The following is a 13,417-nucleotide window of genomic DNA, read 5'->3' on the forward strand; positions in this document are numbered from 1 at the left end:
TTTAAGTATGCATAGGAATATTTATCTATTCTAAAATAATTCAATCCTTATATCTGCTCTCGAATGGAGGTATACTATGGAAACAAATCGAAGGCTAGTGACGATCGGGTTGTTGGTAGCTGTTACATTGTCTGCGATTGAAGGGACGATCATTACAACTGCCACACCTACCATTACGACAGAATTATCTGGTGTTAAATTGATGAGTTGGATTTTTGCAGCTTATATGTTGGCAATGACTGTAACGACACCGATTTATGGGAAACTATCGGATTTATATGGTCGCAAAAACTTATTAATGTTTGGCATCATTTTATTTATTTTAGGTTCAGTATTATGTGGTTTTTCACAAAATATGGGTCAATTAATCTTATTTCGTACAATACAAGGGCTAGGTGCTGGAGCTGCATTACCTTTAACGATGACGGTAATAAGTGATTTGTATCCATTCCAAGAAAGGGCTAAAGTGCAAGGGTATATTAGTGCAGTATGGGCAGTTTCAAGTGTTATCGGTCCATTAGTTGGAGGATTTTTTGTAGACTTCATTTCTTGGCGTTATATCTTTTTTATTAATTTTCCATTCGGAATCATTTCTATTATTCTATTTTGGAAGTATTATCATCAAAAAATCGACCGTAAAAATACAATTTCAATTGATTATTTAGGGTCCATTCTTTTTATATTAAGTACTTTATCTGCTTTATATGCTTTAGTTGTAGGAGGAGAGCAACATAACTGGACTTCTCCAACTTTACTATTCCTTTTTGCATTTGCCATCATTTTATTTGGGTTATTTCTTTTTGTTGAAACAAGAGCAAAGGAACCATTATTACCACTTTCATTATTCAAAATTCGTCATTTAGTCGTAACATATGCAGCCATGTTTATTGCACATGCACTTCTAATCTCGATCGAGGTATATTTACCAGTTTATAATCAAAGTGTGTTTGGATTAAGTGCAACACAGTCAGGTTTAATGTTAATTCCACTTTCATTCGCTTGGACATTAGGTTCTTTTTTATCTGGACGTTTCATTAAGAAAATGAAGGCTAGAAACATCATTCTATTAGGTGCTTTCTTATGTATTATAGGCGCATTAGGGATGAACTTTTTCCATAATTCAATGATATTAATTTATCCATTTAATGCATTTTTAGGGCTTGGCTTTGGATTATCTTTTCCAATTTATATGATCCTAATTTCATCAGCGGTAGGAATGAACCAACGGGGTATTGCAATTGCAGCAAATTCTTTTTTAAATACTTTTTCACAAACAATCACGGTTGCTGTGCTAGGAACCATTTTTACGATTAAGGCATCAGAAGTATTGAATGGTCAAAAATTAGTACTGAATGCTCAACATCAAATCAATCATTTATCCACAGTAAAAGCTGTAACTGCTGGTTTTGAAATCATCACTTTATTTATGGCGGTATTTAGTATAATAACGTTTATTTTCGTTTTATTTTTACCGTCTGAACAATCTGAAGAAAAAAAGGTTGAAATAGCACACTAATTTAGAAATAGAAAGCTGGGAGAGAATGAACAACACACTTAAAGGGATTTTGTACGGTGTACTTGCATATGTGGTATGGGGTGTCTTACCAATTTATTGGAAACTAATTCAAGATATTTCGCCTTTTGAAATATTAACCCATCGTATTATATGGTCTTTTGTAACGTTAATACTTTTCATTCTTCTGACAAAAAAATTAAAGCAATTCAAAATGACTTGGCAGCAAGTTGTAAGGAATAAAAAAGTATTCATATCAATGATTGCAATTTCACTATTAATTAGTACCAATTGGCTAATCTATATTTGGGCAGTCAATTCAAATCATATACTTGATGCAAGTTTAGGCTATTATATTAATCCATTAGTTAGTATTATACTTGGGGTAATTGTATTGAAAGAGACATTGTCTATTTGGCAAATTGTTTCAGTTTGTTTAGCAACAATAGGTGTAGGATATTTAACAATCATGTCAGGTACATTACCAATCGTAGCAATACTATTATCTTTAACATTTGCCTTTTACGGATTATTGAAAAAGATTTTAAATATCGATTCTTTTTTAAGCCTGACAATTGAGACATTATTAATTTTTCCAGTGGCCTTACTTTACTTTGCTTTCCTAGCTTATAATGGTCAAGCAGGACTGGTTCACAGTGCACCAATCGAGCAATTATTAATAGTAGGTGCTGGTTTAGTAACAATTATTCCTTTACTATTTTTCGGTAAAGCAGCACAATTAATTCCGTATACTTATGTTGGATTTTTGCAATTTATATCACCAACAATTAGTTTATTAATTGGGATTTTATTATACGATGAAAGTTTCTCAAAGAAAGACTTTATCTCATTTTCATTTATTTGGTTAGCTTGTATCGTTTTTGCAGTATCAACTACACCGTTTATGAAATCCATTGAACGGAAACTTAAAAATCGTAATAAAAAACAATCAATTTCTGCGTAAAACTAGATTATGTTTGTAGCATTGAAAGGAGTAAAAATGGCTTTAAGTAAAACGAATGCAATGAGAATGTTAGATTCAAAAAAAGTAAGCTATATAACTTTAAATTATGATTCGAATGATGGAAAGATTGATGGGGTTTCTGTAGCAAATAAAATAAAGAAAGATCCTGAATTAGTTTATAAAACACTTGTATCCATCAGTCAATCCAAGGCAATTTATGTATTTGTCATTCCAGTCGAAAAAGAATTAGATTTGAAATTGGCAGCAAAAGCTGCTGGAGAAAAGAAAGTAGAATTATTACCAGTGAAAGACCTTTTAGCAAGTACAGGATATGTTCGAGGTGGCTGTTCACCTATTGGTATGAAAAAGCAATACCCTACTTTTATTGAAGAATCTGTTAATAATATAGAAGAGATTATTGTTAGCGGTGGAAAAATAGGTATACAACTTCAATTGAATGCAAAAGATTTAATACAAACAACTCGTAGTAAAATAGCAAAAATTTCAAAATAAACGAGTCTTATGAGGGATCTAAATGGTAGGGTATTTTCTGTTTTATTTAGTAATCGTTAACATTGTTTCATTCGCAATTATGGGAAATGATAAGTCTCGGGCAAAAAGAAAAGCTTGGAGAATCCCTGAACGCATTTTATTTTTATTTGCAATTATCGGTGGTTCGATCGGTTCAATTTTAGGAATGTATTATTTCAAACATAAAACAAAGCATCCAAAATTTGTTTTTGGTTATTGGATCATCCTATTTATCCAATTTGTTATCTATTTTTTCTTCCTGTAATTTAATGGGATAGTCTTACCTTAATTGTATAAAATATTTTTATGACAATTTAAGGAGGCGAAAGAAATGGGACGTGGAAATGGTGGAAGAAAAAATAACGCCGGTCAAAAACAACCAAACTACGAAGATAAATCAAATTTGTCTGAATCAAAAAAAGCACAAAAGTAAAAAAGTTAGCCTGTCATCACTTGGTTGATACAGGCTTTCCTATTGGAAGTGGGGAATAAAAAATGCAAAACGAATGGTTTTCAAGAATTAATGGAATTGGTATAGATGAAGTCTCAAATGAAAATATGACGATCTATTTTATAAAAGAAGAAGATTTAAACGAGGCTAAAAAAGACTTAAGTAAAAAAATACAATGGCCAGAAAATTGGTTAATAGTTGGCTTCGATGACGAAACAGATGATGTTATTTTCATCAACGAGGAAACAGGGGAAGTATGTACTGCCTATGAATTTGAACGAAAATGGGAAGTCGTTACACTGTATTCAAGTTTGAATGAATTTTTAGCTGCTTATGGATATTAAGTTTTTTTAAAATGAGGGTGTTCCAAGATGGACCCCTTTTTTTTATGGGAAAAACAGTGGACTGCAAATAAAATCTGAAAATCGCAACAAAAGAGGCGCCTCTGCCAGTTAACCTGACTTTTTGAGACAACCTCTTTCATTACATTGTTAAGTTTTGAGTTTCATTGACTAAATTTGCTTTCGATTTTTTATCTTTATACAATAATCTAGCAAGAATTAAGAGCGAAACCGTTCCAAAAATTAAAACCATATATTGTAAACCAATTGTATCTAAAAATAGCCCTGTACTTAAAAGGACGATTTGAAATGTTACTCGATCATACATACTTCTAAATGAGAAAAGTCGACCATGATAGGATTTGTCAATTGAAGTTTGGAAAACTGTTGAACAAACAGGAAAGAAGCATCCAACTGAAAATCCGAAAATTGCAAATGAGATCAGTGTCATCCAATGGTGATCTGCAAAGAAAAGTGATAACTGAGCAAATGCTACTAAAAAAGATGAAAAGTACAATAATTGTTTATTCGTAAACCTTTTTGTTAAGCGTTTAATGACAAATGCTCCAATCATGAATGAGATACCTTCACATGTATAAATAAGGCCTTTTACGGAAGGATCATGTTGAAGATCACTTATTTCAATTACCATTAAATTAAATCCACCAAGGAAAAGTACTGGCACGAGGTTTAAGATAAATAAATTTAAGATTGTTGGACTTTTTCTTATAAGTGCAAATATTTCAGTAAATCCTTTATCGGATTTAGATTTTTTTGTTTTTTCTACATTCATTGGTTTGATTGTAGGTTCTTCAATTTTTAGAAAGAACGTCATTAAAAATAAAAATGCATAGGCTAGCATACTCATTCCGTATACATTTGTGAGACTGGTTGATACAACTAAAATACCGCCAATTGAAGTTCCGGCAATTCTTGATATTGTAGAAATATTCATATGAATCCCGTTTAAAGTTAATAACTGTTCGTTTTTCACAATCATTGGTATAACAGCTTGAAGCGCTGGGAAGTAAAATGCAGCAGAAATTTGCAGCATAACTAAAAATAAAACCATGAAGATAATACTTTCGTAATGAATGGCAAAAAACATAAGAATCACACTTAAAGTTCGACCTAAACCACTAATTAATAAAATCTTTTTCTTAGAATATTGATCAATTAACCGTCCAGCCAACGGACCAACAAAAACTCCTGCTAATAAACCGAAAAAAAGAATTACCGATTTAAAGAAATCAGAAGGTACATGTTTTTGCATAAATTCCAAATTTCCTATAATTCCGAACCAAAGACCTATACCGGCTCCAAATTCACCAATCAACACGATCCAAACGTTTCGGTTTTTCCACATAAAAAAACTCCCCATTTACACTTAATAGAATGCGACAAAATCTATTATCTCATCAATAGTAAAATAAGACTATGTAAAATCGAAATAAAAATAGAAAAAGTAGAAATAGGATAAATGAAGTGCATATTGAGCTAAATAAATTGTTATATTCCAAAGATTTCGATTTCTTTTTCAAGCATTTGAACGCGCTTGCCGATTTGTTCTAGCAGTTTTTCTAGTTTTCATGTTTATAAATGGGAACTTTTTCAATCCAACTAGCAATGGGGTATCGTTGTTAATTTCACAAATTATGGTTAACAGTTGTTATACTACCCTTTGACAAGTGTGATTTGAAATGAAGTGAACTATCAAAAAAGTGAGTTTATCACTTCAACTAGGATCATGGGAGGTAGTAATTTTTGGGTGATTCAAAAGCATATCATTATGTTTTTACGTTCTAGATTACTCCTTATGTTCGTTCAGTAAATTATTTAAGTTCTACTACTAATGGTTTCATTTAGGAGTTTTTAAATCGTAATTGGTGGTAGTGAAATCCTTATTCCAGTCGAAAGAGAAGTTTCTGTTTCATTATCAAATGAATGGTCAGGGGTAATTGGCCTATCTAAGATTATTGATAAAAAATTAGCTAGTTTAGTTAAAGATCAAGAGTTGCTTCGATGACTGTTTTAATTGCACTAAATGGTAGTTTACTTGAATAAAATTCGTAAAAAGGCCACAATTTAGGCAGGCAAAATAGAGTTAATTTGGAATATATTACCAAATTAAAATAGGTATTCTACTATTTCATCATTATAATACAAGCCATATCATAATAGTGGTGGTTGGTAATTGGCAAGGCAAAATGCGTTAACTGAGGAATAGCCCTAATATAAAAAAAGGGTGAGTAATTTGAAGAAGGACAAGCATAAAGATGATTGCGAATGTAAGTGTAAGGAACACAAAGAAGGAAAATGTAAATGTAAAGATTGTGATAAATGTAAGGATTGTGATAAATGTAAGGAATGTTGTTGTTGTTGCGTAGGACCTAGAGGTCCAAGAGGTAAAGAGGGCGAAAGAGGACCAAGAGGACCACAAGGATTACCTGGTCCAGCAGGCGCAGCAGGAGCAACAGGCGCGGCAGGAGCAACAGGCGCAGCAGGAGCAACAGGCGCGGCAGGCGCAACAGGCCCAGCAGGAGCTACGGGTCCAGCAGGAGCAACAGGCCCAGCAGGTTCGGGTGAAAGTTTCATTTATTTCAGTACAGATCAATCAATTGGAGATCTTGACTTTATGGGACAAGGAACATCCTCGCCAATGTTTAATCGAAATACTGTTGTCATTCCAAGGGCTGGAGTGATTACTGGACTGATCTTTAGTATTCGAGATAATGCTTTAGCAGTTGGTGATGTAGCAACAGCGGAAATCTATATTAGTACAAACTGTGCTCAAACTGCAATGGCTACAGGAATTATCGCAACAGTACACGGTCCAAACCCACCGTTTTGTTGCGGAATGTCACCAGCTGCATCGTTAATAGTTAATCCATGTGATTTAATATCAGTACGAATTACAACACGTAATGGGATACCAATCCCACAAGCTCCGGCATTCTCAGAAGGTGCGGCTGCTACTGTTTTTTATACAACGTCTTAAGCAAAAAAGGATCTTTTATAAGATCCTTTATTACTAATATGAGCTAATAACTCTTTTTTTAAAGACGGTTTAAATGTCCTTACATGTTGCATTATGTTTTTAAATAGAAATAACGGGTATTAGTTTCATAAGTAAATCAAAATTAGTAAAAGAAAATAATCTTAAAGAATGGCAAAACTAATGTATCAGGATTTTTTAGATTATTATTAGGACAATTCTTCCATACTTGATGGAGTATAGAGCAGATTCAAACCACAAACTGCTCTTTCCTTTAAAAAGGGAGAGTAGTTATATCACTTTTATTAACGGTATCACAATTATTAGAATGAAACACAGCCTATCCAAATTTCTTAATTTATGTTGAAGAAATGGTAAAAGGAAAATTCTTAAATACTATATTTGATAAATTAATTCAACAAATTCAAAAACAAAACGTGAAAACCTTCTGCACCTATCATGGGAGTAAGATAAAACTTCCGTTCACTGTTGTGAATATGAGGATTGATCGATGGCTAACACAAGCGATACTTCATTAGGAGATCGCTTTTTCTTATTCAACATAAGATTTAAAAATTCAATAAGTAAAAGGAGATTTTTAATCAATTTTTTAGAAGTATTTACTATCATGCTCATGCCATTGTTTCCCACTAAGTTAGACATAGATACTAGTTGTTTCCCTCTTTTTATGCCCTAATAAACTTTGTATAACTTCAAAAGGGGAGCATCGTTATCCATGAAAAGAGTTCCATAACTGTGTCTAAGTTGGTGTGGTGAAATTTCTTTATTAGATTCTGAAATTAAAGATACGTTTTTTATTCTATATCGTGTTTGAGCGATACTTAATCTATTTACCTCAGTCCTCGTAGTTTATGTAGGGAAAGCGTTACCACTAAAAAATAATTAGAAAAAAATATTTAAAAATTTAGAATTTTTAGTATAATTTGATTTATAGAGGTATCATACTATATTTCTAGCCCTTATATAAAAAAGGAGAGTGAGCCATTTGAAGAAAAGGACAAACCTTTTGTTACTGTCCCTTGTGCTTGCGACAGGCACTTTTATGTCCGCATGCGGAACAGACAAAGAACAAACCTCTGCCAAGGTGGAGACGAAGAGAGTGCCGGAGCAGGTCTTGAATGTAACAGAAAACGCTGAGATTCCCAGTATGGATTCCACACTTGCCACTGACGCTGTTTCCTTCCGTGTGATGAACAATGTTCTGGAGGGCCTGTACCGGTTAGACAGGCAAAACAAGCCGCAGCCTGCCATGGCAAAGTCGGTAGAAATCAGCAAGGATAAGAAAACATATACATTCAACTTGCGTGATGCAAAGTGGTCAAATGGAAATCTAGTTACTGCTCAGGACTTCGTTTATGCATGGAAGCGCGCAGTAGACCCAGCCACTGCGGCAGAGTATGCCTACATTTTATTTGATGTGAAAAATGCAGAGGAAATAAATAATAAGAAAATGCCCGTAGACCAACTGGGCGTCAAGGCGATTGATGATCATACGTTTGAGGTACAGCTGAAAAACCCGGTCCCATACTTTCTCGATTTGATTACCTCTCCTACATTCTATCCGCTAAACGAAAAATTTGTTAAAGAACAGGGACAGAAGCATGGGCTGGAAGCGAACACTGTTTTATACAATGGGCCGTTTGTTTTGAAGGAATGGAACCACGAGCAGAACTTCAAATTGGAAAAGAATCCGAATTATTGGGATAAGGCTAAAGTAAAACTAAAGGAAGTCAACGTAAATGTTGTAAAGGATGTATCGACTGCGGTCAACCTTTATGAATCCAAACAGATTGACATTGTCAACTTAAGTTCGGAGTTTGTTGATAAATACAAAGGGCGTAAGGAATTGAGAACAAAGCTGGATTTCCGCAGCTATTTCTTGCGGATGAACGAACGGAACAAACTGTTCAAGAGTGCGGACGCTCGTAAGGCAATCAGCCTGGTTATTGACAAAAAGCAGATTACGGATGTGATTTTGAATAACGGGTCTATTCCGTCCGACTATCTGGTGCCAAAAAATATGTCGAGAGGCCCGGATGGCAAGGATTTCCGTGCGACAACAGGCACTTTCAACAAAATGGATCTAAATAAGGGAAAAGAGCTTTGGGAGCATGCGAAGAAAGAGCTTGGAACAGACAAATTTACCATTGAGCTCCTTAACTATGATAATGAAGATGCCAAGAAAATTGGAGAATACTTAAAGGAACAGCTTGAGAAAAATCTTTCCGGATTGACAGTCAATATCAAGCAACAGCCATTTTCACAGAAACTCGATCTTGAGAAGAAGATGGACTATGATATGTCCTTATCCAGTTGGGGCTATGACTATCCAGATCCGATGACGTTCCTGGATATGTTTGTTACAGATGGGGCATTCAATCAGACAGGATATACAAATCCCGGGTTTGACAAGTTGATCCAGGAATCAAAAGGTGAGCTGTTATACAATTTGCCTGCTCGTTGGGAAGCATTGAAGAAAGCAGAGAAGGTTCTATTGGATGATGCGGCGATTGTCCCGATTTATCAAAAGGGAGCCTCGTATCTTCTCCGTTCAAATGTAAAGGGATTTTATTATGCGTCCGCATTGGATACGTACAAAGATGTGTATATTGTAAAGTGATATTGCAGTATTCAGGAAACCCATGAGTATTTATGCTGGTGGGTTTCCGCTTTTTTTGTGATTAGGAGAGAGGAAGCGAAGGGAATGAAAGTATATTTCAGTAGTATTTTTATTTAGGATTTTATATAATCTTTGAAATCATAAACTGAGTGCTATTAAGTTTAATCATTCATGAAAAAATGATATTTGTATAGAACCCATTATTTCTTTGCTTCTAAACTTATCCTCAAGATTTTCTGGAAAACTTTCTTTAACGGCAATACTTTCATCTAACAATTTAATTCCATTACTATTCATCAAATTTAATAATTTACTTACACCTATTAATTCTATTTCAAAATTGATAACTATAATTGCATCAGAAAACATAGTGTGGTTTGTAACATATCCCGAGCATGAATTAATACAACTAACCACGTAATCAATAATTAGGTATCTATTTTCTTTTGTAGTTCCTCTAATTCTTATGTAATCTGGTATCATTTTACCACCGCTTTGCACAAATATTAATTCCATACAAATAGATTATCTATGAGATAGAAGAATTGTTCAATTTTGTTATTTATTTTAGGGAATCGAAGAAATAGGTGTATAAAAAGTAATGAAAAAACGTAGTAGAAGTGTTGAAAGCATAAAATCCCCAAATAGTAGACCTATCCATTTTACTAAATAGGTTTTAAATTCTTACTACTAAAAGGGGATATGATCAGTATCAAAAATAGAAAATTGGTTTTTTATATAGGTAGGGCTAAGTTAATATAAACCTGTAATTTTGTATTATAAGAAATTTTGATATTTCATCGTAAAATAATATACAAGCGTTAAAAGAGCTAAAATCGAAAAGTTATAGAAGCTAAATCTTATAAGGTACATTTTACTTTTTTGTGGATCTCTCTTAATAAAAAGTTTAAATGAGATTACACTTGCTAGAGACGCTACAATCGTACCAAGTCCACCTAAATTCACACCTACTAATAAAGGCTGCCAATTCACGGAGAATTTTGATAAAAAGATCGCAGCTGGTACATTGCTTATCAGTTGGCTTAAAATTATGGAACTGAAAAAGATTGATGTAGGACTTTTGAGATTTTCGCTGGCAAATGTGTGCACTACTTTTAATTCCGATATGTTTCCTATAAATATAAAAAAACAGATAAAAGTAATAAGCAATAAATAATCGATTTTCTTCAATAATTTTATATCAAGTATACAAGCGGTTCCCAAAGCGATGATGAATGCAAGTTTGTAGCTTAAAATCCCTAGTATAGATGCAGATACGATGACAAATAATAGTCCCCATACTGAAGCCTTTTTTTTATTTTTTATAGTAAAATACGGAAGTTCCATCTCTAATGTTTTACTATTTAATCTTTGATTAAGTAAGAATAACAGAACAATTCCAAGAACAACTAATAGAAGAATTGTTGTAAAAAATTGAATTGGTTTTATTCCGTAGTAAGTAAATATGAAAAGATTTTGAGGATTTCCCATTGGAGTTAGGCTACTTCCAATGTTAGCCGCAATTGTCTCTAGTATAATAGTATCTAACATAGAAGTTTGTATAATCTTACTAATTATTAGTGTTAATGGTACAAATGTTATTAATGCCACATCATTTGTTACAAGCATGGAACTAAAAAAGCATAATAAAATTAGGATCGCTGAAACACTTTTACTATTATGACATTTACTCAGAATAGTAATGGCGAACTTATCCAAAAGTTTAAGTTCCTCCAGAGCCTTAACTACGAGCATAAGATTAAATAAACTGACTAATACTTTAAAATTTATATATTCTAGTTTTGGTGGATGGAATAGACAGCTTACGATTGCTAACATGAGAGATATGGTAAGTACAATGTCTTTTTTTAAAAATCCAAAATTCAATTTTCCTTTTTTTTCGTTTTCCACATATATATATTCTTTCATCAATTCCCCTCCAGTATTATCTATTCTACTACACACACCTGTTTCTTGCATTTGAAATCTCATTGCACTTAAAAAATACCATCATTTCCATTAAACTACAGAAAAAATGGCGTTTTTCGTTATAGAAATAAATTTACATAAGAAATTGAAATACAGAAAAATATATAGGAATTTGAATATAATTTGAAGAAATATTGAAAAAATGAGATTAGTCAAAGTGAAAAAAAGAATCTCAATTCTTTTAACGGGAATAGTGCGCTTGATAAGCTAAAAGAAGATTATCTAAAAACAGTAAATAAAGAAGCAGAAGTGTTACCTAAGGTATTCAAAGTGAAATAATTGTACCAAAGAGGTTATTTTGGAAGTCACGACCTATCATCAAAAAAACATCGATTTCTCAGGTGAGAGACAACAATTAACGACAAGGTTAAAAGATGAAACAAAGGTGATGATAGTAAAAAATATAATTATAACACAAAAAAAGATTAATTCACCTTATCACTTAATAATATTAAATTAGGAATCATTCTAGGAGTGATTTGGGTGGCTGAAGTTAAAAGCAAAAAAGCTATCGATATGGGAATAATTTTATTTATCGTTTTAATGTTGATTTTTTTAGCTCTAAATGCACCTAAAATTCAAAATTCTTTTAAACCAACTCTTGAAGGAACTTACCGATGTGAAAAACTACCTTTTGGGTCGTTTGTATTTGATAAAGAGCATGATTATGCCTTTATTTTCGATAATTTTATACTTTCGGAATCAGGAAAGTTTTCACGTGAATTAGACAAAGGTTTCTACGTTAAAAAAAATGATACACTGTATGTAATCAATAGTCATAAATTTAATCATGTAGCAATTAAATATAATTTTAAAAAACAATCTATAAAAATCAAGACTGATGAAAGAACTTACACGTGTAAACAAATTAGTACAAATCCGATGATTAATATCTCTAATTACGAATGATTAGATTCAGTTCTTTTGAGATAAAAAAACTTTTTAAAATTAATAAGGATATAGGGAGATTTTAAAAAAGATGAGTATTATTTTAGAATTTATATTTGAGGTTATTGGGGATATGTTAACACCTTCTTCCTACTCTAAGGAGTTAGATAAACAGCAAAATGAAAGAATGAAACGGAATATCAATTTATTATCAAATATACCTTGGTTTTCTAGTTTATTGGAAAATGATAAAAATAAAAAAATAATTTCAAGAAACTTACGAGTTAAAGGAATGCTAAAAAACCAACCATTTGTAGACTCATTATTAGAAGATGATGAACGATGTAAAGAACTTTTTCTAAGAAAATTAGACGAAGCATCAAACAAGTTTTTTATTAAATATTTTTAGTAAATAATAGGTTTTCATAATAGACGAACTCATCTTATTCGTTACACATCACAAGTTGCTTAATTACAGCTTTTTTATATTGTCCATTTAACAATTTTGTTAAATATAAAAAAAGGACATCTCAATCTCTTTAATGAATAAAGAGTAGTGGTTAAATTGAAAACAGTATATCTTACTATCTTAAAGGCGGTGTAAATGAATGAACAGCAGTCCAATTGTGAAAGAATACTCTAATGATTATCAAGTTCAAGTTGTAGACTTGATTCTTGCTATTCAGCAAGAAGAATACAATATTCAGATCACCAAAGATGACCAGCCTGATTTGTTTACGATAGAAGAATTTTATCAGAATGGAAACGGGAACTTTTGGGTGGCTATTTATGGAGATCAAGTAGTTGGTACAATCAGTCTTTTAGACATTGGAAATCAAGAAGTTGCATTAAGAAAGATGTTTGTAGACAAAGAATATAGAGGTGCAAAATATAAAACTGCAAGTCTCTTATTAAATAATGCGATTAATTGGGCGAAGGAAATGTCAATCAAAGCAATTTATCTTGGAACAACACCTCAATTTTTAGCAGCTCATAGATTTTATGAGAAAAATGGGTTTACAAATGTAGAAGTTACAGATTTACCTGAAAAGTTTCCAAAATTGAAGGTGGATAAAAAATTCTATCAGTATTTGGTTGAATAGA

At 32.5% G+C, this 13,417-nt stretch carries 13 protein-coding genes; 10 read left to right on the top strand and 3 right to left on the bottom strand.

Features of this window, described 5'->3' with window-relative positions; all coding sequences use genetic code 11:
* Positions 1 to 76 precede the first annotated feature (76 nt).
* The 5 genes from RAH41_RS19410 (at position 77) to RAH41_RS19430 (ending at position 3,803) form a co-directional block, all read left to right on the top strand.
* A complete protein-coding gene (locus tag RAH41_RS19410) occupies positions 77 to 1,516 on the top strand; it encodes an MDR family MFS transporter (RefSeq protein ID WP_331224867.1) in 1,440 nt (479 codons plus the stop codon).
* A 25-nt stretch (positions 1,517 to 1,541) separates the two neighbouring features.
* Positions 1,542 to 2,477 (top strand): EamA family transporter RarD, encoded by a 936-nt coding sequence (gene rarD, locus RAH41_RS19415; protein WP_331224868.1) that lies wholly within the window; start codon positions 1,542 to 1,544, stop codon positions 2,475 to 2,477.
* Between the two features lie 36 nt (positions 2,478 to 2,513).
* Positions 2,514 to 2,990 carry a Cys-tRNA(Pro) deacylase gene (ybaK, locus tag RAH41_RS19420; RefSeq protein WP_331224870.1) on the top strand — a complete coding sequence of 159 codons (477 nt, stop codon included), beginning with the start codon at positions 2,514 to 2,516 and terminating at the stop codon, positions 2,988 to 2,990.
* 22 nt (positions 2,991 to 3,012) lie between these two features.
* On the top strand, positions 3,013 to 3,273 hold the full coding sequence (locus RAH41_RS19425; protein WP_331224871.1) for a DUF1294 domain-containing protein: 261 nt from the start codon (positions 3,013 to 3,015) through the stop codon (positions 3,271 to 3,273).
* A 230-nt stretch (positions 3,274 to 3,503) separates the two neighbouring features.
* The gene (locus tag RAH41_RS19430; RefSeq protein ID WP_331224873.1) at positions 3,504 to 3,803 is read left to right on the top strand and encodes an SMI1/KNR4 family protein; all 300 of its coding nucleotides are present in this window, start codon (positions 3,504 to 3,506) and stop codon (positions 3,801 to 3,803) included.
* A gap of 139 nt (positions 3,804 to 3,942) precedes the next feature.
* On the opposite strand, the gene RAH41_RS19435 is transcribed toward RAH41_RS19430, so the two are convergent.
* Complete coding sequence (locus RAH41_RS19435) at positions 3,943 to 5,166, bottom strand: MFS transporter (protein ID WP_331224874.1); 1,224 nt, start codon at positions 5,164 to 5,166, stop codon at positions 3,943 to 3,945.
* A gap of 888 nt (positions 5,167 to 6,054) precedes the next feature.
* Here RAH41_RS19435 and RAH41_RS19440 point away from each other — a divergent pair.
* Together RAH41_RS19440 and RAH41_RS19445 are read left to right on the top strand one after the other, a co-directional pair.
* A complete protein-coding gene (locus RAH41_RS19440; RefSeq protein ID WP_331224875.1) occupies positions 6,055 to 6,798 on the top strand; it encodes a hypothetical protein in 744 nt (247 codons plus the stop codon).
* A 1,060-nt stretch (positions 6,799 to 7,858) separates the two neighbouring features.
* The gene (locus tag RAH41_RS19445) at positions 7,859 to 9,436 is read left to right on the top strand and encodes a peptide ABC transporter substrate-binding protein (RefSeq protein ID WP_419471634.1); all 1,578 of its coding nucleotides are present in this window, start codon (positions 7,859 to 7,861) and stop codon (positions 9,434 to 9,436) included.
* 165 nt (positions 9,437 to 9,601) lie between these two features.
* Here RAH41_RS19445 and RAH41_RS19450 read toward each other — a convergent pair whose 3' ends face one another.
* Positions 9,602 to 9,937 carry a hypothetical protein gene (locus RAH41_RS19450; protein WP_331224878.1) on the bottom strand — a complete coding sequence of 112 codons (336 nt, stop codon included), beginning with the start codon at positions 9,935 to 9,937 and terminating at the stop codon, positions 9,602 to 9,604.
* A gap of 276 nt (positions 9,938 to 10,213) precedes the next feature.
* Positions 10,214 to 11,365 (bottom strand): SLC13 family permease, encoded by a 1,152-nt coding sequence (locus RAH41_RS19455; RefSeq protein WP_331224986.1) that lies wholly within the window; start codon positions 11,363 to 11,365, stop codon positions 10,214 to 10,216.
* Between the two features lie 543 nt (positions 11,366 to 11,908).
* Between RAH41_RS19455 and RAH41_RS19460 the strand changes: the two genes are divergently transcribed.
* The 3 genes from RAH41_RS19460 (at position 11,909) to RAH41_RS19470 (ending at position 13,416) form a co-directional block, all read left to right on the top strand.
* A complete protein-coding gene (locus RAH41_RS19460) occupies positions 11,909 to 12,334 on the top strand; it encodes a hypothetical protein (RefSeq protein ID WP_331224880.1) in 426 nt (141 codons plus the stop codon).
* A 70-nt stretch (positions 12,335 to 12,404) separates the two neighbouring features.
* Positions 12,405 to 12,722 carry a hypothetical protein gene (locus RAH41_RS19465; protein ID WP_331224882.1) on the top strand — a complete coding sequence of 106 codons (318 nt, stop codon included), beginning with the start codon at positions 12,405 to 12,407 and terminating at the stop codon, positions 12,720 to 12,722.
* 199 nt (positions 12,723 to 12,921) lie between these two features.
* Positions 12,922 to 13,416: a GNAT family N-acetyltransferase gene (locus RAH41_RS19470; RefSeq protein WP_331224884.1), complete on the top strand. Its 495-nt coding sequence runs from the start codon at positions 12,922 to 12,924 to the stop codon at positions 13,414 to 13,416.
* The last annotated feature ends 1 nt before the right edge of the window (position 13,417 follow it).

Source organism: Gottfriedia acidiceleris, from assembly GCF_036421055.1.
Lineage (GTDB): Bacteria > Bacillota > Bacilli > Bacillales > Bacillaceae_G > Gottfriedia > Gottfriedia acidiceleris_C.

Bases quoted from the DNA above. Each gene is read 5' to 3' on its own strand.
- RAH41_RS19410 (WP_331224867.1), top strand. From the start codon at position 77: ATGGAAACAAATCGAAGGCTAGTGACGATCGGGTTGTTGGTAGCTGTT.
- rarD (WP_331224868.1), top strand. From the start codon at position 1,542: ATGAACAACACACTTAAAGGGATTTTGTACGGTGTACTTGCATATGTG.
- ybaK (WP_331224870.1), top strand. From the start codon at position 2,514: ATGGCTTTAAGTAAAACGAATGCAATGAGAATGTTAGATTCAAAAAAA.
- RAH41_RS19425 (WP_331224871.1), top strand. From the start codon at position 3,013: ATGGTAGGGTATTTTCTGTTTTATTTAGTAATCGTTAACATTGTTTCA.
- RAH41_RS19430 (WP_331224873.1), top strand. From the start codon at position 3,504: ATGCAAAACGAATGGTTTTCAAGAATTAATGGAATTGGTATAGATGAA.
- RAH41_RS19435 (WP_331224874.1), bottom strand. From the start codon at position 5,166: ATGTGGAAAAACCGAAACGTTTGGATCGTGTTGATTGGTGAATTTGGA.
- RAH41_RS19445 (WP_419471634.1), top strand. From the start codon at position 7,859: ATGTCCGCATGCGGAACAGACAAAGAACAAACCTCTGCCAAGGTGGAG.
- RAH41_RS19455 (WP_331224986.1), bottom strand. From the start codon at position 11,365: ATGAAAGAATATATATATGTGGAAAACGAAAAAAAAGGAAAATTGAAT.
- RAH41_RS19465 (WP_331224882.1), top strand. From the start codon at position 12,405: ATGAGTATTATTTTAGAATTTATATTTGAGGTTATTGGGGATATGTTA.
- RAH41_RS19470 (WP_331224884.1), top strand. From the start codon at position 12,922: ATGAACAGCAGTCCAATTGTGAAAGAATACTCTAATGATTATCAAGTT.